Annotated in this window: 15 protein-coding genes and 1 riboswitch; of the genes, 7 read left to right on the top strand and 8 right to left on the bottom strand. The window is 70.2% G+C overall.

Going from position 1 to position 18,923, the window contains the following annotated elements:
- Window positions 1–12: 12 nt before the first annotated feature.
- Window positions 13–777 carry a helix-turn-helix transcriptional regulator gene (locus tag LC041_RS06640; RefSeq protein ID WP_226532243.1) on the bottom strand — a complete coding sequence of 255 codons (765 nt, stop codon included), beginning with the start codon at window positions 775–777 and terminating at the stop codon, window positions 13–15.
- Between the two features lie 83 nt (window positions 778–860).
- Between LC041_RS06640 and LC041_RS06635 the strand changes: the two genes are divergently transcribed.
- A complete protein-coding gene (locus LC041_RS06635; protein ID WP_226532239.1) occupies window positions 861–1,418 on the top strand; it encodes a hypothetical protein in 558 nt (185 codons plus the stop codon).
- 26 nt (window positions 1,419–1,444) lie between these two features.
- Here LC041_RS06635 and LC041_RS06630 read toward each other — a convergent pair whose 3' ends face one another.
- Window positions 1,445–2,323 carry a bifunctional methylenetetrahydrofolate dehydrogenase/methenyltetrahydrofolate cyclohydrolase gene (locus LC041_RS06630; RefSeq protein WP_226532238.1) on the bottom strand — a complete coding sequence of 293 codons (879 nt, stop codon included), beginning with the start codon at window positions 2,321–2,323 and terminating at the stop codon, window positions 1,445–1,447.
- On the bottom strand, window positions 2,320–3,594 hold the full coding sequence (gene glyA / locus LC041_RS06625; protein ID WP_226532237.1) for a serine hydroxymethyltransferase: 1,275 nt from the start codon (window positions 3,592–3,594) through the stop codon (window positions 2,320–2,322). Before glyA ends, LC041_RS06630 begins: the two co-directional genes overlap by 4 nt.
- A 40-nt stretch (window positions 3,595–3,634) precedes the next feature.
- Window positions 3,635–3,719, bottom strand: a riboswitch (ZMP/ZTP riboswitch).
- 105 nt (window positions 3,720–3,824) lie between these two features.
- On the opposite strand from glyA, the gene LC041_RS06620 reads away from it, so the two are divergent.
- From LC041_RS06620 to LC041_RS06595, 6 genes are all read left to right on the top strand, one after another.
- The gene (locus tag LC041_RS06620; RefSeq protein ID WP_226532236.1) at window positions 3,825–5,336 is read left to right on the top strand and encodes a family 20 glycosylhydrolase; all 1,512 of its coding nucleotides are present in this window, start codon (window positions 3,825–3,827) and stop codon (window positions 5,334–5,336) included.
- Window positions 5,333–6,502, top strand: a complete 1,170-nt coding sequence (locus tag LC041_RS06615) for an N-acetylglucosamine-6-phosphate deacetylase (RefSeq protein ID WP_226532235.1) — start codon at window positions 5,333–5,335, stop codon at window positions 6,500–6,502. Before LC041_RS06620 ends, LC041_RS06615 begins: the two co-directional genes overlap by 4 nt.
- 700 nt (window positions 6,503–7,202) lie before the next feature.
- Complete coding sequence (locus LC041_RS06610) at window positions 7,203–9,218, top strand: sigma-70 family RNA polymerase sigma factor (RefSeq protein ID WP_226532233.1); 2,016 nt, start codon at window positions 7,203–7,205, stop codon at window positions 9,216–9,218.
- A gap of 9 nt (window positions 9,219–9,227) precedes the next feature.
- Window positions 9,228–9,599, top strand: a complete 372-nt coding sequence (locus LC041_RS06605; RefSeq protein ID WP_226532231.1) for a YrdB family protein — start codon at window positions 9,228–9,230, stop codon at window positions 9,597–9,599.
- 10 nt (window positions 9,600–9,609) lie between these two features.
- Window positions 9,610–10,974: an FAD-binding oxidoreductase gene (locus tag LC041_RS06600; RefSeq protein WP_226532230.1), complete on the top strand. Its 1,365-nt coding sequence runs from the start codon at window positions 9,610–9,612 to the stop codon at window positions 10,972–10,974.
- Entirely contained in the window at window positions 10,967–11,374 is a 408-nt protein-coding gene (locus LC041_RS06595; protein WP_226532228.1) for an NUDIX hydrolase, read from the top strand. The genes LC041_RS06600 and LC041_RS06595 overlap by 8 nt, the downstream gene beginning before the upstream one ends.
- 15 nt (window positions 11,375–11,389) lie before the next feature.
- On the opposite strand, the gene nagB is transcribed toward LC041_RS06595, so the two are convergent.
- The 5 genes from nagB to LC041_RS06570 form a co-directional block, all read right to left on the bottom strand.
- A complete protein-coding gene (nagB, locus tag LC041_RS06590) occupies window positions 11,390–12,169 on the bottom strand; it encodes a glucosamine-6-phosphate deaminase (RefSeq protein ID WP_226532227.1) in 780 nt (259 codons plus the stop codon).
- The gene (locus LC041_RS06585) at window positions 12,162–13,127 is read right to left on the bottom strand and encodes an ROK family protein (RefSeq protein WP_226532225.1); all 966 of its coding nucleotides are present in this window, start codon (window positions 13,125–13,127) and stop codon (window positions 12,162–12,164) included. The genes nagB and LC041_RS06585 overlap by 8 nt, the downstream gene beginning before the upstream one ends.
- Window positions 13,128–13,164: 37 nt before the next feature.
- Window positions 13,165–14,352: an ROK family transcriptional regulator gene (locus LC041_RS06580; protein ID WP_226532224.1), complete on the bottom strand. Its 1,188-nt coding sequence runs from the start codon at window positions 14,350–14,352 to the stop codon at window positions 13,165–13,167.
- 79 nt (window positions 14,353–14,431) lie between these two features.
- Complete coding sequence (locus LC041_RS06575; RefSeq protein WP_226532223.1) at window positions 14,432–17,698, bottom strand: family 20 glycosylhydrolase; 3,267 nt, start codon at window positions 17,696–17,698, stop codon at window positions 14,432–14,434.
- Window positions 17,689–18,906, bottom strand: a complete 1,218-nt coding sequence (locus LC041_RS06570; RefSeq protein ID WP_226532222.1) for an amino acid deaminase — start codon at window positions 18,904–18,906, stop codon at window positions 17,689–17,691. Before LC041_RS06570 ends, LC041_RS06575 begins: the two co-directional genes overlap by 10 nt.
- Window positions 18,907–18,923: the final 17 nt, after the last annotated feature.

Below are 18,923 nucleotides of genomic sequence, written 5' to 3'. Positions count from 1 at the left end.
CGGATCGGTCGACTATGCGCGCGAATCGGTCACGAACCCGTGAGAGCGCACGAAGTCACGCGGAGAGACGCCCGTCCGTCGCCGAAAGGCTGCGGAGAACGCGGCGAGAGACTCGAAGCCCACGGCGCGAGCAGCACGCCCCACCTCGGACCCGTCTGACAGCATCGACATCGCGATCTGCAGTCGCAGCTCGGCGCGCCACCGCGAGAACGCCATCCCCGTCTCGGCGGCGAACTGCCTCGTGAACGTGCGCACGCTCACCGCCGACGCCGCCGCCCATGCGTCGACCGTCCGGCGGTCGGCCGGATCCGCGATCAGCGCGTCCGCGACGGCGCGCAGCCACGAGCTGCTCGGGGTGGGCAGTCCCGCCTCGGCTTCCCGTGAGTCCGCGAGCAGGTCGAGCGCGAAGGCCTCGGCTCGTGCACGCCGCGCAGGATCCGTGTAGCGCACCAGCTCGGCGAGCACCTGGTCGAGCAGTGGCACGACCCTGGTCACCACGACGCGACGGGTGAGCTCGACACCCGCTTCCGGCTCGAACCAGGTGCAGCGCATGCTGTTGCCCGGTGCCGCGGTGACCTCGTGGACGACGCCCGCCGGTATCCAGATGCTCGTCCCCCGCTGCGCGATGTACACGGCATCGGGGGTGACGACCGTCACCGAACGGGTGATCGCCGAGAGCAGCTCATGATCGTCGTGCGAGTGGGCCGGCCAGCGAGCTCCGTCTTCGGTCGTCAAGATGTCGATCGAGTCCAGGAGCGGATCGGTGTCGAGTGTCATGACGTGTGCCTCGAGCGGCTCCGGTTCACCCGGCCGCACACGGTTCCGTGTGCCCGAGCGGTCGAGTGTGGGAGTCTGATCGGATGAAAACGGTACTCGTCCGGTTCGCCGCGCTCTACGTGTTCGACGTCGCTGTGCTGCTGCTGATCGGCGTGCTGCTCCCCGGTGTCTCCGTCGGTCTCCACGCCCTCTGGGCATCCGTCGTCTTGACTCTCGCCGCTCTCTTCGTCAAGCCTCTCCTGGCCGGCGCGTTCCGCAGGTCGGCGGCGAAGTCCGCCGCCGAGCGCACGAGGGCCGGCGAGAAGGTCGTGCAGTACGCGCTCGTGTACCTCGTCGAGCTCATCATCTGGGTGCTCACGGTGTGGCTGAGCGGCGTGCGGGCCTCGGGATTCTGGGGTTTCGTGCTGCCGCCGGTGGCGCTCCTCGTCGGCTGGGTGATCTACGACCGGGTCGATGACAGGATGCGCGCCAAGGCCGGGGAGGTCTATGACTCCGTGCAGGCGAAGGTGACCGGCCGCAGCAGGTCGACCCCCGCCCACACCGCAGACACCTCGGCGTCGCCGGAGACGGCGGCCGCACAGGAAGAGCTCCGTGACGGCCTGACGCCGGAACAGCGGCGGATGCTCGACGAACTCGGCTGACATCGCACGAAGCGGGCTCACCCGCGTCAGACGAGACGTTCTGCGGCCTCGACCACGTTCGTCATGAGCAACGCGACCGTCATCGGACCCACGCCGCCGGGATTCGGGGAGAGGTATCCGGCGACGTCTGCGACGCCGGGCGCCACGTCACCGAACACCATGCTCTTCCCCGTCTCGGGATCGGCCTCGCGCGTCACCCCGACGTCGAGCACTGCCGCTCCGGGCTTGACGTCTTCGGGGCGGACGAGGTGCTTGACCCCCGCGGCCGCGACGATGACATCGGCCTCCCGCAGGTAGCGCGGCATGTCGACCGTGCCGGTGTGCGTGAGCGTGACCGTGGCGTTCAGGTCACGGCGGGTGAGCAGAAGTCCGATCGATCGGCCGATCGTGACCCCGCGGCCGACCACGACCACGTGCTTGCCCTTGAGGTCGTAGTCGTTGCGGAGCAGCAGCTCGATCACGCCGCGCGGGGTGCACGGCAGCGGTGTGTGGATCGGGCCGTTGACGTTGAGCACGAGACGCCCGAGGTTGGTCGGGTGCAGGCCGTCCGCATCCTTCGCCGGGTCGATCCGTTCGAGGACGGCGTCCGTGTCGAGGTGCTTCGGAAGAGGAAGCTGCACGATGTACCCGTGGCAGGCGGGGTCCGCGTTGAGCTCGTCGATCAGCGCCTCGACCTCGGCCTGCGTGGCATCTGCCGGGAGTTCACGCTGGATCGAGTTCATCCCGATGCCCTCGGACTGCCGGTGCTTCATTCCCACATAGAGCTGGGAGGCGGGGTCGGCCCCGACCAGCACCGTCGCGATCCCCGGCGTGATCCCCTTCGCCTTGAGCGCGGCCACCCGCTCGGTGAGCTCGGCACGGATGGCAGCCGATGCGGCCTTCCCATCCAGGATCTTCGCGGTCACTGCTGCAGGTCCGGGTAGAGCGGGAACGCTGCGGCGAGCGCGTCGACCCGGGCACGCAACGCCTCCACATCCGCGCCGGGGAGCAGCGCGAGCGCGATGATGTCGGCGACCTCGGTGAACTCGGCGTCCCCGAAACCACGGGTCGCGAGGGCGGGCGTGCCGATGCGCAGACCCGAGGTGACCATCGGCGGGCGCGGGTCGTTCGGGACCGCGTTGCGGTTCACGGTGATGTGGATGTCGTGCAGGAGGTCTTCGGCCTGCTTGCCGTCGATCTCGGCGTCACGCAGGTCGACCAGCACCAGGTGCACATCCGTGCCACCCGAGCGCACGGCGATGCCGGCGTCCTTCAGGTCCTGCTTCGACAGGCGCTCGGCGATGAGAGCGGCACCGCGCAGCACGCGCTCCTGGCGCTCCTTGAACTCGGGGGTGCCTGCGAGCTTGAACGCGGTCGCCTTGGCGGCGATCACGTGCATGAGCGGCCCACCCTGCTGGCCCGGGAACACGGCGGAGTTGATCTTCTTGGCGATGTCGGCGTCGTTGGTGAGGATGAAGCCCGAGCGCGGCCCGCCGATCGTCTTGTGCACGGTCGACGAGACGACGTGCGCGTGGGGCACCGGGTTCGGGTGCAGGCCCGCGGCGACCAGCCCCGCGAAGTGCGCCATGTCGACCCAGAGCAGCGCCCCGACCTCGTCGGCGATCTCGCGGAACGCCGCGAAGTCCATCGTGCGCGGGTAGGCGGACCAGCCGGCGATGATGACCTTCGGGCGGTGCTCGATCGCGAGACGGCGCACCTCCGCCATGTCGATCGTCGAGGTCTCCGGGTCCACGCCGTAGGCGACGATGTCGTAGAGACGACCCGAGAAGTTGATCTTCATGCCGTGCGTCAGGTGGCCGCCCTGGTCGAGGGAGAGGCCGAGCAGGGTGTCGCCGGGGCGGGCGATGGCATGCAGGACGGCGGCGTTGGCGGAGGCACCGGAGTGCGGCTGCACGTTCGCGAACTCGGCGCCGAACAGGCTCTTCGCCCGCTCGATCGCGAGGGACTCGGCGACGTCGACCTCTTCACAGCCGCCGTAGTACCGACGGCCGGGGTAGCCCTCGGCGTACTTGTTCGTGAGCACCGAGCCCTGCGACTGCAGCACCGAGACCGGCACGAAGTTCTCGGACGCGATCATCTCGAGGAAGGTCTGCTGGCGCTTCAGCTCACGGTCGAGGACCTGAGCGATCTCGGGATCGACTTCGGCGAGGGGGGCGTTGAAGTAACGGTCGGTCATGATGACGTGCTCCTTTGACGACGGATTCGAAAGGGGTGTTCCTATCGGCCCAGGCGCGCGGTCGAGTTCCGTGGTCAGTCGCTCCCCGGTGGTAGTCCACCCAGACGCCAGTCGCGACGGTTACGAGCATAGCCGATGCCGGAGCCGACGCACGCGGTCGGGTCATCGGCTCCGCAGAATCGTTTCGATCCCCCATTCCCTCCTACTGCGGCGACCGGTAGGTTTTGTTCATGGTCCTTCCTCATACGCTTCCGCTCGTCCCCGCGCCCGTCTCCGCCGTCGCACGGGAAGGACGGATGCCGCTCACCGCGACGACGCGTGTGCTCGGCTCCTCCCCCGCCGCCGTCCAGCTGATCGAAGCGATCGAGCGTCGCACCGGAATCCGTCTCCCTCTCGTCCACGACGCGTCCGCCGAGATCGAGCTCCTCGTCGATCCCACCTCCTCGGCCGCCGAGGGCTACACACTCGAGATCGGCGATCGTGCCGTCATCGTCGGCGCCGACGAAGCCGGGCTCTTCTACGGCGTCCAGACGCTGCTGCAGCTGCTGCGCCAGGACGACTCCGGCTGGGCACTGCTCGGCGCCGACGTCGCCGACTCCCCCCGCTTCGCCCGACGCGGCGTCATGCTCGATGTCGCCCGGCACTTCTTCGGTGTCGACGACGTGAAGAAGTTCATCGACAGCGCGAGCGCTCTCAAGTTCAACCACCTGCATCTGCACCTGACCGACGACCAGGGGTGGCGCGTGCACATCGATTCCTGGCCGCTGCTGACCGAGCTTTCGGCAGGCACCTCCGCGAACGGCGATCCCGGCGGCTTCTACACGAAGGACGACTACCGCGAGATCGTCGCCCACGCCGCCGCGCATCACATGATCGTGATCCCCGAGATCGACCTGCCGGGCCACACTCATGCGATCGGCGTCGCCTACCCCGAACTCGTCGAGGCACCGGTGCTGAACGACACGCTGATCGCGGAGTCCGCACGCCTCGGCCAGCCGCTGCCCGTCGCGGGCGAGACCTACCTGGGCTGGGGCGTCGGGCACTCGAGCGTCCGCATCCACGAGGAGCGCACCTACGACTTCGTGCGCGACGTCGTCCGCGAGCTCGCCGAGATGACTCCGGGGCCCTACATCCACGTCGGAGGCGACGAGTCCCTCGGTACCCCGCAGGCAGACTTCGACCTGTTCGCCGAGCGTGCCACCGCGATCGTCGTCGAAGCAGGCAAGACCCCGGTGGCCTGGCACGAGATGGGCTCCGCCGCGCGGATCGCCGAGGGGACCGTCGGGCAGTACTGGGGCAAGACCACGCCCGAGGGCGCACACGCCGAAGAGGCCGCCCACTTCGTCGAGCGCGGGGGCGCGCTGATCATGTCGGCGGCGAACGTCACGTACCTCGACATGAAGTACTCCGAGGACTTCCCGCTCGGCCTCACCTGGGCCGCCATCATCGACGTCCGCTCGGCGTATGAGTGGGAGCCGACAGCCGTCCTGGATGTGCCGGAGGCGGCGATCCTCGGCGTCGAAGCCCCGCTCTGGTCTGAGACCACCCGCACCCTCGACGAGGTGCAGCAGCTCGTCTTCCCCCGTGCCGCCGCCCAGGCCGAGGTAGCCTGGTCGCCGCAGGAGGGCCCGGCGCGCACCTGGGACTCCTTCCGCGTCCGTGTCGGAGCACTCGCACCGCTGTGGAAGGCTGAGGGGATCGACTTCCACCCTGCAGAAGAAATCCCCTGGAGCGAACGTTGAGCACCCACTCCTCCGCGACCGGCTCGCTGGTCATCCATTCGGCGCGCGTCGTCGACGGCGGCACCATCACCGAAGACGCCTGGGTCCGGATCGAGGACGGCACCGTCGCGATCCGCGGCACCGGTTCGGACTGGACACCGGCGGATGTGATCGTCGACGCCTCGTCCATCGCCGGCGCCGGGGCGCTGCTCACCCCGGGCTTCGTGGACATCCACGGGCACGGCGGAGCGGGAGCGTCGTTCGACGACGGCGTCGACGCCATCCGGATCGGTCGCGACCTGCACCGCGCGCACGGCACCACCCGTGCCGTGGTTTCCCTCGTGACGGCGTCGGTGGATTCGCTCGCCCGGAGCGTCGCGACGATCGCCGATCTGACCGAGACGGACGCCGATATCCTCGGGTCGCATCTCGAGGGCCCGTTCCTCGATCCCGGTCACCACGGCGCTCACGAGCCGACGCTGCTGCGCCATCCGGTCGCCGCGGACGTCGCCCGTCTGCTGGACGCGGGACGAGGCACGGTCCGCCAGGTGACGATCGCGCCCGAGCTCCCCGGCGGACTCGACGCGGTCAGGCAGATCGTGGCCGCCGGCGCGGCGGCCGCGGTGGGCCACACCGACGCGGATGCCACGACGGCGGTCGCCGCGTTCGAGGCCGGCGCGTCGATCCTCACCCACGCCTTCAACGCGATGCCGGGCATCCACCATCGCGCGCCGGGCCCGGTGCTGGCCGCGGCGGCGGATCACCGCGTGGTGCTGGAGGCGATCGCCGACGACGTGCATCTCGATCCGCACGTCGTCAAGCTCGTGTTCGACGCGGCCCCTGGTCGGGTGGCGCTGATCACCGATGCGATGGCTGCGGCAGGAAGCGCGGATGGCCACTACGACCTCGGAGCGGTCGGTGTGACGGTGAAGGATGGCGTGGCCAGGGCGGACGACACGGGCTCGATCGCCGGCTCCACGCTCACCCAGGACGTGGCGCTGCAGCGCGCAGTCGCTGCCGGGGTGCCCCTCGAAGAAGCCGTGCGGGCGCTCACCGAGACCCCGGCGAGGGCGATCGGACGCGGCGCTCTGCTCGGCGGCCTGCGCCCCGGAATGCTCGGCGACATCGTGCTGTTGGACGCGGAGCTGCGCGTCGCGGGCGTCTGGTCGGGACCCCGGCTCCCCTAGGTCCTGTGTCGCGCGCGACGCACGGCTCTGTGCTCCGGTCGTGCCTGTGCGGGACGGGGGGCCGCCGTTCCCCAGATCGGCGGCCCCGTCCCCTCCGGAGACGGGCGGCCGGGATCTCCTCCCCCGAGGGTCCCGACCGGCCCACCGGTGCATTTGCCCCTCGCACCAGTGCCTGAACTCCGCCCCCCGGAGGAGTTCGTCTTGGCTGTCTCTCAGTGATGAGACGACCGTCTCATCGATTCATTACGCGACTTCGTGAAATTCTTCGAGAAATTCCTTCCATCGCTCATCCGACGCGGGCGGGAGGCCGCCGTTCCCCCGAACGGCGGCCCCGCTCCGTCTTGACACGGACGGGCGGGATACCTCCCCCGAGGCCCCGGCCCGCCCTGCCGCACGCGAGCACAGCTCACCTGCAGCGCCTGGACTCCGCCCCCGGAGTCCTATTCGGCTGTCCTATGGATGAGACGTCCGCGCCCCGGAATCATTACGCGTGTTTCCGAAATTCTTCGAAGAACAGTGGCTCGGCGCTCGGAGGCCGGCCGAATCATCCGCCGCGCGCCCCGGGATTCTGCGTACTTCATGGGAAAAGGTGGCTTCCCTGAGAGATTCGCGAGAGGATGGGAAAGTCGCGTAATGAGCGGCGCCTCCCCGCGTCTTCCCCTGTAGAGGCGTAATCGCGCCCCGCGACAGATGGATGATTGTGCACGAAGAGACCTCGAGCCACGACGAACTGATCGGCGATGCCGACCTGATCCTCCGCGCCCGTTCAGGCGACACGGGGGCGTTCGGGGAACTCTGGCGACGCCACTACCCCTCGGGCATCGCGGTCGCCCGATCCATCACGTCCTCGATCGACCCGGACGACCTGGTGCAAGAAGCGTACACACGCATCTACCAGGCGATCGTCAAGGGTGGCGGACCGAACGGCTCGTTCCGCGCCTACCTGTTCACGAGCATCCGCAACACCGCGGCCGGCTGGGGACGGGCGCGACGCGAGACCACGATCGACGAACTCGACACCGTCGTCGATCCCGAGACCACCGACCAGGCGGCGAACGAGGCGCTCGACCGGAGCCTCACCGCCCAGGCGTTCCGCAGCCTCCCGACGCGCTGGCAGGAAGTGCTCTGGTACACCGAGATCGAGCAGATGAAGCCGCAGGAAGTCGGCCACCTCCTCGGGATGAAGTCCGGTGCCGTGTCGCAGCTGGCCTTCCGTGCCCGCGAAGGGCTCCGCGAGGCGTGGATCCAGGCGCACCTGCGCAGTGCTGCCGACGGTTCCGACTGCCGATGGGCCATCGAACATCTGGGCGCCTACTCGCGCGGCAACCTCAGCACGCGCGATCACAAGAGACTCGAGCTGCACCTCGACGACTGCGCACGTTGCATGATCGTCGCCGCAGAGGCCAAAGACGTCTCCCAGCGCCTCGCCCTCGTCCTGCTTCCTCTCGTGCTGGGGGTCGCCGGAGCCTCGGGCTACCTCGCGACCTTGCAGGGCGCAGGCACTCCCATCGTCGCGCTCGCTGCGATGCCATCCAGCATTCCGGGTGCCGTCTTCGGCGGCGACGGAGGGGCCGGGGCCGTCACAACCGGCTCCGCCGCTTCGGGCGGTGGCGCGGGGTCCGGCAGCGGTGCCGGTTCCGGTGGTGGCGCCGGCGCCGGAGGTGCGGGTGCCTCCGGCGGAGTGTTCACCGGGATGGGCGCGCTCGTGGGAGCGGGTTCCGCGGCCCTGGTCGTGGCCGGGGTCGTGACTGCGGCGACGATCCTCCCCGGGCTCGCCGGAGCGAATCCGGAGACGTCCCTGCCCAGCGCCGGGGACACCGACCCGTCGTCGATCACCTCCGATGTCGGACCGGATGCGTCGATGACGCTCGAAGAGCCCGTCGTGATCGACGAGCCGGTCGCCTCGCCGCCCGCACCCGCCCCGCCCGTGGAGGAGAGAAAGACGCCGGCCGCGGACGAGGCTCCGCCGGTCGAGACATCTCCCGTGACGCCGGTGACACCGGTGACGCCTCCCGAGCCGGTCGACCCCGCACCGCCGGTCGACCCCGTACCTCCGGTGGACCCCGCGGACCCCGAGGTCGGGGACTATCCCGTGATCATCATCGGAGCGCCGGGCGCGACCGTCGTCGGCCTCCTCGACGACAGCGCGGAGGGCGGCGACACCATCGTCCTCGATGAGTTCGGCCAGGGAACACTCGTGTTCTCGCCCTCAGCCGCACAGAACGCCGATCCCGAGGCGACGAAGGTCACCGTCCATCACACGCTGCCCTCGGGGTACCCGGCGGGATCGATCGACCTCACGCTCCTGGACTTCACCCGCGAGGGCGGCTACATCGGGATCAGGTTCCTGGGCGACTGGGAGGTTCCGGACCCCGAGGACCCGAACACCGAAGACCCCAACACCGAAGACCCCAACACCGAAGACCCCCCGGCAGAAGAGACATCCGACACCGAGCAACCCCCGGCAGAAGAGACACCGGCAGAAGAGCCTTCGAACGATACGGCGCCCGCGGATCCCTCATCTGAGGACCAGGGCCCCGCGGAGTCCACCCCGCAGGAGACCGATCCCGCAGAGGTCGAACCTGCGGCGACCACGGCACCGGAGACGGCTCCGGAGGCCGCCGCGCCCGACACCGCAGAGGATTCGCAGGAGCCCGACACCGCGGCCGCAGATGGCGCCACGGCTCCGACCGAGGACGCGCCCGTCGGCGAATAGACTGGATCCATGCCCTCGGATTCCGCCCCTGTCCCCGGTGTCGACCGCCCGAACCTCTCCGCCCTCGACATCGTCCGCGCCGTCGTCCTCGTCGTCGCCGTGGCTTCTCTCGCGCTGTGGGGCTTCGCCAGCTGGGACCTCCCGTGGAACATCATCATCGGGATCGGCGCACCCGTCATCGTGGTCCTGATCTGGGCACTGTTCCTCTCGCCACGGCCGGTCCTGCGCGTGCACCCGTTCCTTCGCGCCGCGGTCGAGCTGCTCATCTACGTCGGAGTGACGATCGCCTGGTGGTCGATGGGACAGGCCCTGATCGGCACGGCCTTCGCGCTCGTGGCCGTGGTCGCCGGGGTCCTCAGCGGTCGGCGCTCACTGTCGTGAGGGTGTCGTCGTGAGTGTCCTGACGCTTCTGCGGGAGTCGCTCGGCGGGCTCATCGACACCGACGAGGACTCGCTCGAAGAGGCCAGAGCCGATCGCTCGGGTCACGCGTCCGCCGGACGCCCCCTCGCCATCGTTCACGCCGAATGCGTCGAGGATGTCCAGAAGACGATGCGCATCGCCACGACCACTCGCACGCCGGTCGTCATCCGCGGCGCCGGGACCGGCCTCGCCGGTGCGGCCAACGCCGGCAGCGGCGAGATCGTGCTGTCCCTGCGACGCATGACCGCGATCCATGAGGTGCGCCCCGACGACCTGCTCGCCGTCGTCGAGCCGGGTATCCTCAACGCGGACCTCAACGCCGAGCTCGCACGGCACGGGCTCTGGTGGGCGCCGGACCCCGCGAGCCGCGACATCTCCACGGTCGGCGGCAACATCGCCACCGGTGCGGGCGGCCTGCTGTGCGCCAAGTACGGTGTCGTACGCGATGCCGTGCTCGGCGTCGACCTCGTGCTCGCCGACGGCAGGCTGCTGCATCTCGGGCATCGCAGCGTCAAGGGAGTGACGGGCCTCGACCTCACCGCGCTGGTCGTGGGCTCCGAAGGCACACTGGGTGTCGTGGTCGGAGCGACCTTGAAACTGCGCAGGATCGTGCCGGGCGAGACCTGCACCGTCACCGCCACCTTCCCCGGCGTCCGTGCCGCCGCGGCGGCCTCAGCCGCGGTGACCGCCGCCGGCGTGCAACCGGCGATCATGGAGCTGATGGACGCCGCCAGTCTCGGGGCCGTGCACGCGTTGCTCTCGCTCCCCTCCCCCACGCCCGGGGCAGCCCAGTTGACCATCCAGACCGACGGCCCCGCCGCCGTCGCCGAAGCTGAGACGATCGCCGAGATCCTCCGCACCCACGAGGGGACGACGCTCGTCTCGCGCGATCGCGCCGAAGGGGAACGGCTGCTCGCGATCCGTCGATCCATGCACGCCGCGATGGCGTCGCTGGGCACCACGCTCATCGAGGACGTCTCGGTGCCACGCAGCGCGATGCCCGCGATGTTCGACGAGATCGCGCGGATCGAGAGGGAGTACGCACTGGCGATCCCGACCGTGGCGCACGCCGGCGACGGGAACCTGCACCCGAACTTCGTCTTCGACGGCCCAGACGCTCCACCGGAGGTCTGGGCAGCGGCCGACGAGTTGTTCCGCGCAGCGATCCGGCTGGGCGGAACCCTGACCGGTGAGCACGGCATCGGGGTCCTCAAACGCCGCTGGCTCGCCGAGGAGCTGGGCGACGACCAGTGGCAGCTCCAGCGTCAGATCGCCGCGGTGTTCGATCCGCTCGGTCTCCTCAACCCCGGGAAGGTCTTCACCCCCGATGCCTGACATCCACGTGAGCGCCGCCGTGATCGCTGACGACGAGGGCCGAGTCCTGGTCGTGCGCAAACAGGGGACGACCCGGTTCATGCAGCCGGGTGGCAAGCCCGAACGCGGCGAGACGGCGGCACAGACCCTGATCCGCGAGCTGCACGAGGAATTGGGGGTGCTGCTCGACGAGTCCGACCTTCGTCCTCTGGGCACCTTCATCTCCGCGGCCGCGAACGAGCCCGGTCACCGTGTCGTGGCCGAGGCCTTCGCCGCCTCCATCGACCCCGGGTCCGTCGCGGCACAGGCGGAGCTCGCCGAGTTGCGCTGGATCACCCCCACCGACGTCGCGACACTTCCGCTGGCGCCGCTGAGCATCGAGCACCTGCTGCCGATCGCCTGGCCCTCGCTCGCCGGCTGACGGCCTCCTCCGGCGTCAGATGCCCTGCCAGTCCGGCTTGTTGGCGAAGGTGTAGCGGTAGTAGTCGGCCAGAGCGAGGCGAGACGCGGCGGCCTCGTCGACGACGACCGTCGCGTGCGGGTGCAGCTGGATCGCGGACCCCGGGAGGAGCGCGCTGAGCGGTCCCTCGACCGCGCGGGCGACCGCGTCGGCCTTCCCCTCGCCGAACGCGAGCAGGACGAGGTGGCGCGCCTTCAAGATGGTGCCGAGCCCCTGCGTGATGCAGTGCATCGGGACATCGTCGATCGAGTCGAAGAAGCGGGCGTTGTCTTCACGCGTCTGCTCGGTGAGGGTCTTCACACGCGTACGCGAGGCGAACGAGGAGCCCGGCTCGTTGAAGCCGATGTGTCCGTCGGTGCCGATCCCGAGGATCTGGAGGTCGACGCCACCGGCCGCGTCGATCGCAGCCTCGTAGTCGTCCCCGGCGTGCTGGATCGTCGCAAGCGCACCGTTGGGCACATGGATCCGCTCCGGATCGAGACCGAGCGGCTCGACGACCTCGCGCGAGATGACCGACCGGTAGCTCTCCGGGTGCGCGGGATCGATACCGACATACTCGTCCAGGGCGAAACCTCGCACCTGCGAGAGATCACGGCCCGCGAGCTGGGTGCGCAGGGCCTGGTACACGGGCAGCGGAGTCGACCCCGTTGCGAGACCGAGGACGGCATCGGCACGACGCTCGATCAACTCCACGATCTCGGTGGCGACCAATGCGCCGGCGGCCTCGGCGTTCTCGACGATGACGACCTCAGCCATGCGGGACGATCTCCTTCTCGGTGATGGAGGCGCCGACCAGAGCGGCGCCGAAAGCGGCAGCGGGGGATCCCGCAGGGAGCAGTTCGATTCTCTCATCCAAGCGGAGCGACCGCATGAACGGTGACGCTTCCGCGCCCGCGTGGAGCGCCGCGCGGACACCGGTCTCGAGACGGTCACCGAGCGCGGTGAGTCCGCCCCCGATGATGACGGTCTCGACATCCGCCGAGAGCACGAGCACACGCACCGCGGCCGCAGCGCCGTGGTACAGATCGTCGCGAAGGGCGCTCGCCAGGGGGTCGCCCGCGTCGGCCGCGTCGAAGATATCCCTGATCGGCAGCGCCCCCGGTCGCCCCCAGGCCTTGGCGAGAGCGCCGCCACCGCAGAAGGTCTCGACGCAGCCGCGCTGCCCGCACCCGCAGAGCCGCCCGCGCGGATCGACCGAGATGTGTCCGACTTCACCGGCCGTGCCCCGGGCACCACGCCAGATGCGCCCGTCGAGCACGATCCCGGCCGCCACGCCGGTACCGAGGTTCAGATACGCCATCGACCCGGTGACCCCGCTGAGCACAGCGGCCCCGAGAGCAGCCGCCTTCACGTCGTTCTCGACGCGGAAAGGCACCCCGAGGGCGCGCTCGGCGCGATCCGCGAGGTCGAGCGACTCGACGCCGAGGTTGACCGCGTGGAGGACGCGCCCCGCTTCGGCGTCCACCAGTCCCGGGATGCCGATGCCGACGGAGCCGATGCGCGAGATCGGAACGCCGGCCTCGTCGGCGAGAGCGGTGACCGAGGCCACGATGCTCTCGACGACCGCGTCCTCGCCCCATCCGGTCGGTCGGCGGAGGCGACCGATGATGTCGCCGGAAGCGTCGACGGCCACCGCGTCGATCTTGGTGCCGCCGACATCCAGGCCCACTCGAATCTGCCGACCGGCTCGGTCGGCGGCTGCTGCACCCTTCATCGGATGCAGTTCCCCGCGGTGTCGGTGTCGGTGGACCTCACGACACTCCCAGCTGCCCGGAGAGCACCATCACCGCAGCACCGCGCAGGACGATGTCCTCCTGGTGCGTCAGTCGCACGCTGACGTCTTCGAACACGCCCTCGAGGGTGCGTGCGTGGAGGGTCTCGATAGCGGCGTCGATCAGGATGCCGTCGAGCAGATCGGCTGGTCCGGACAGGACGACCTCGGACAGATCCAGCGCGGCGACGATGGGGGCGATGGCGATCGCCATGCGCGTCCCGGCATCGCGGAGGATCTCGTCACGGGAGCCGGGATCGGCCGCGATCGCAGCACCAAGGCGGCTGACGCTCAGCCAGGCCTCGAGGCAGCCGTCCTTGCCGCAGGCGCACCGCGGTCCGCCGTCGGTGCCGACGACGACGTGTCCGATCTCGCCCGCGGCGAAGCGGCTGCCGAGCAGCGGCTGGCTGCCCGTGATGAGACCGGCGCCGACGCCGCGTCCGATCTTGATGAGCATGAAGTCGGCTTTGGCCTCACCGAAGGTGTACTCGGCCAGCACCGCCGCGTTGGCATCGTTCCTGGCGAGGACGGGAAGGTCGAGATCGACGCCGAGCTTCGCCTCCAGCGGGAAGTTCGTCCAGCCGAGGTTCGGCGAGCTCAACACGACCCCGTCCGGCCGCACCACGCCGGGGGTGCCGATCCCCACGCCCAGCAACGGCTGAGTGGAGGCGGCGATGAGCGTGCGGGCGAGCTCACGCAGCGCGGAGTAGGCGGCTTCACCATCGGGCGACTCCGGGCGCGGCACCTCACGGCGCTCGAGCACGTCGCCGTCGAGGCTCAGGACGGCACCGGTGAAGGCACTGGGACCGGAGAGATCGAGACCGAGGATCTGGTGCCCGAAGCGGTCGATGTCGATGAGGATCGGTGGCTTGCCGGGACCCACGGCCTCGCGGACGCCCATCTCGATGACGATGCCGTCTGCGATGAACTCGGCGACGAGGTCGGAGATGGTCACCCTGGTCAGTCCCGTCTCGCGAGACAGGTCAGCGCGGCTCATGGCTCCGGCGTGGTACAGCGTCTGCAGGACCAAGGCGCGGTTGTGGCCGCGCGCGTGTTCCGGAAGCACTTTCGAGCGCGACCGCAGGTGGCGCCCCGGGCCGAAGGCATGCGTGTTCGCGCCGAGGTACTCCACCGGCGAGGCGGGGCGCTGTTCATCCGAAACGGACATGTTTGTTAGTAGACCTTACGAACAAAATTTGTGCAACCTCTCCCCGCAGACGCGCGGGGAGGGTTACCGAAACGTTACATTACTTTCGATGCTCGACGGGAGCGCTCTCCGTGCGCTCCCTGAGACGGGCGACCAGGCCGGCGACGATCCCCTCCCTGGCCTCGATCGTGAGGGGCTTGCCGGGCACTCCGGGGCGACGCTGGTCGGGCGTGGGCCCATCCAGGGGACGATACCGCACCCCCGCGGCGCGCAGACGGCGCAGGTGCGTCGGGAGCCGCCGTGCGAAGTCGGCGTACGGTGCCGGCTCCCCACCCTCCCAGAGCCTCTCGGCGATCGCCGAGAGCCGCGGGAACATCGCGAAGTCGACACGGTCGCGCGTGGGCAGATGCTCGCTCCAGACGTTGGCCTGGCCGCCGACCGCGCCCTCTTCGACCCGAAGCGTGTACGCACGTTCTATCGTCAGCGGCGGCCCCACCCTGATCGGCTCCTCCTCCGACTCCGACTGGGGGTAGTCAAGGTACGCCTCGAGGTCGGGGCAGGCCACCACGGGGATCCCGCGCGACAGGGCGGCGCGCATCGCCACCGGGCCCCGCCAGGCGAGGATCCGCACCCCTTGCGGGACCTCACCCTCGAGCACCTCGTCCCACGCGAGCGCTGTGCGCCCCCTGGCCCGGACGTGAGCGACGAAGTGCGCCGTGAACCACGGCTGCACGTCGTACGGGGTCGCGAGTCCGAGCTCGGCCATCCGCGCGGCGGCCGCGGGACTCTCCGCCCACTCGGTCACCGGGACCTCATCGCCGCCGATCCCGATCCACTCCGACGTGAACACCTCGCACAGCGCATCGATCGCCGCGCGCCCGAACTCCAGCGCGGCCTCCGTCGGCGCGAGCGTGCGGGGGTTGACGCCGAAGCGCTCCCACGCGGAGACGGCGGGTTCAGCGACATCGACGTTGCCGAGTCGCGGGTAGGCGGCGAGCGCGGCCTGGACATGACCGGGCAGCTCGACCTCGGGCACGAGCGTCACGAAGCGATCAGCCGCGTGGGCGACGAGGTCGCGCAGTTCGGTGGTCGTGTAGAACCCCTCATGCACGCCCGGTTCGACCGTCGCGAGCGGACCGTGACCGCGTTGCGTCGCTCCGCGGCGCGAGCCGACCTCGGTGAGCAGCGGGTAGCCCGGAACCTCGAAGCGCCATCCCTGGTCATCGGTGAGGTGCAGATGCAGCACGTTGAGGTGGTGATCGGCGAGGAGGTCGATCACCCGACGCACCTCGTCCACCGGACGGAAGTGGCGAGCCACATCGAGCATGACCCCGCGCCAGCCGTATGCGGGCGACCCCTCCCACACGCCGGCCGGGATCCGCGCCGATTCCGCATCGGGATCGCGGAGTTGTCGCAGCACCGTGGCGCCCCGGAACACGCCGGCAGCACTCGCTCCCCGCACCTCGATCCCTTCGGCGTTCACCCGCACACGGAAGGCCTCGTCGGCGATGCAGCCACTCGACGCCGCCTCCGCGCCGAGGTCGGCGTCGATGAGCAGCCGGATGGGGGCGGCAGCGTCGTCGTGCCCCCCGCCGCCGAGCCGGGCGACCGCGGCGGCGACCTCCGGTGACCCGATGATCGGTGTCCCGCTCGACCAGGCGAAGCCGGGCTCCGCGTGGTCGATGTGCGCCGCGACCCGGGGCAGCGTCGATCGATGCGCAGCCGGCGGCATCCGCAGCGCCCGCCCCGGCGTCGCCCCCGTGACCTCGCCGTCGGAGACCACGGCCACGCCGCCGACCAGCACCTCGACGATGCCCTGCGGAGCGGTGAACGGGCTGTCGAAGGTCGCGCCCGCGGCGATCGAGTCCGGGTCGAACAGCACCAGGTCGGCGATCGCGCCCGAGCGGATGACGCCCCGCGGCGCATCGCCGCGGTCGAGGCCGAGCCGCCGCGCCGGTGTCCCGGAAAGGTGACGGACAGCCTCCTCCAGCGTGAGCACGCCGAGCTCACGCACGTAGTGCCCGAGATAACGCGGGAAGGTGCCACGGCCGCGCGGATGCGGTCTGGCACCGATCAGGATCCCGTCGCTTCCCCCCGAGTGCTGCGGATGACGCATGATCGTGCGGACGTTGTTCTCATCGCCGATGTGCATCAGGATCCCCGTGGCACCGGCATCTTCGAGCACGGTGTCGAGCACGACATCGACGGCCCGTCGTCCGGTCGTCTCGGCGATCTCGGCGACGGTTCGGCCGACGAGATCTGCGAGCGCGGGGTTGGCCGTGCCGGAGATCTGGATCTGGGTCCAGTCCGCCGTCTCGCCGTGGAAGCCGTCGCAGCCGATGTCCTCCAGCTCCACACGCACGGCTTCGCGGCCGGCGAGGTCGAGGTCGGAGATGGCACGCAGCAGATCGCCCGTCGCTGCCAGCCTGCTCGGCAGCAGAGCCGCGAGCGTCGTCGCACCGGGCAGGTAGGGGTAGGTGTCCAGGGTCACATCGACGCCGTCGGCGATGGCTCCGTCGATCAACGCCAGCAGTTCCGCCGCTCGCCCCCGGTTCGGGGCGAAGTTCATGGTGGCGTGTGTGAGATGCACGGGGCAGCCGGTGCGACGGCCGATGTCCAGCGCCTCGCGGTAGGCGTCTAGTGCTCCCCCGCCGTAGCTGCGGGTGTGCGGCGCCCAGTATCCGCCGCGCTCGGCGACGACCCGGCACAGTGCCTCGAGTTCGGCCACGTCGGCGTACATCCCCGGCGTATAGGTGAGGCCGCTCGACATCCCGAAGGCGCCGGCGTCCAGGGCCGCACCCAGCAGCTCCGTCATCGCGGTGAGCTCCGCGGCGGTCGCCGGGCGATTCTCATGCCCGACCACCATCATCCGGAGATTCCCCTGCGGAACGAGGACGGCGGCATTCGCCACCGTCGCCGCGTCGATCGCGGAGAGGAGGTCGTCCATGGTGCGCCAGGGGCTGTCGGCGGGCATCCCGTTCCACCCGGCGATCTGGCCGGGGATGACGGCGGCGGTGGCGTCGTCGAGCGGTGCATAGCCGAGGCCGTCCTGACCGAGGACCTCGGTCGTCACCCCCTGGCGGATCTTCGCGTCGTGGGCGACGCCGCTCAGCACCGCGAGCTCGCTGTGGGCGTGCATGTCGATGAAGCCGGGCGCGAGCACGAGACCGTTCGCATCGATCTCGATCGCCCCCTGCGGAAGTTCGAGAACGTCGTCCGGCTCCGCGGCCGGGAGGACACCGACGACCCTCGTCCCCTCGACCGCTACATCGGCGACGAAGCGGGGGGCGCCGGTCCCATCGACGACTGTCGCCGCGCGATACACCCGCACCAGCCCGACCGCGGACTTCTCCGCACTCAGAAGCATGTCGCGACCGCTCCGATCACGCGAGGGTCGGCCGCGTCCGGGTCGTCGATGACCGCGACCACCCGCCACTTGTCGAACGCCGTGCACGGGTGCGAGAGGCCGAGCCGCACGACATCGCCGACGGCGACCGCGGCACCGTCCGCGATCCGAAGGAAGGCGTGCTGATCGTTCAACGCGGTGATATCGCCCTCGACGGACTGCGGCACAGGCAGATCGAGGTCGAACGGCACATCACGCCGCCCGGCATCGAGAAGGGCGAGGCCGTCCTCCGGCTGCGAGACGACGCGAGACCAGGCGTGCATCGCGGAGCGGAGCGGGGCGGTGCCGGTCACGGGGCCGAACGGGGACATCCGCGAATAGAAGCCGTCGTCGTGGATCTGGAACGCGCCGGAACGCAGGACGACGTCAGCCGTGGCTCCCGCGGTCGCGAGCACGGCCGCGGCACGGTCGGGAAAAGCGCTGCCGCCCGCACTGAGCACCGGCCGCAGGCCGTCGGGGTACTCCAACCGCGCGTGCAACGAGACCAGGGTCTCCAGGTAGGCGTCGACGGCCTCGATCGACGCGTCGCTGCGATCCGGTCCGAACGGTCCCTCATAACCGGTGACACCGGCGAGCCGAAGGCCTGGGGCATCCGAGATCGCGTGGGCGATCCGCTCTCCCTCCACCACGGTCCGCGCCCCCGTGCGCCCCCGGGCGCCGCCCAGCTCGACGAGGACGTCCAGCGGACGTGCCGCATCGCGCATCCCCGAAGCCAGGATCTCGACACCGGCGAGCGAGTCGGCCCAGCACAGGACACGCAGGCCCTCGTCGGCGGCGAGCAGGTCGCTGAGGCGCTGCACGGCGGCGAGATCGGTGACGGCGTTGGCGATCAGAACGGTCGGGACGCCCGCGTCGACCGCCACCTCGGCCTGCCACGGCGTGGCGACCGAGATGCCCCACGCACCCGCCTCCAGGAGCCGCTGCCAGAGCGCCGGCGCCATCGTGGTCTTGCCGTGGGGGGCGAGCCGCACCCCCTGTTCCTTCGCCCAGGTGAAGACCGTCTCCTCGTTGTGCGCCAGCGCGTCCTCGTGCACCGTGAGCACCGGGGTGACCAGATCGGAGAGGCGCAGGCCGGCGCCGGGCACCTCCGAGAGACGGAGTCCCGCGGCACGTGCCGGGAAGCCCTTCGTCCAGGCGCCGATGACGGGATCCGGAATTTGTAGAGGCATCTAACAAGGCTACTAGG

Source organism: Microbacterium paraoxydans (assembly GCF_020524545.1).
In the GTDB taxonomy this organism is placed as follows: domain Bacteria; phylum Actinomycetota; class Actinomycetes; order Actinomycetales; family Microbacteriaceae; genus Microbacterium; species Microbacterium paraoxydans_C.
This window is presented reverse-complemented; position numbering and strand designations above follow the sequence as displayed.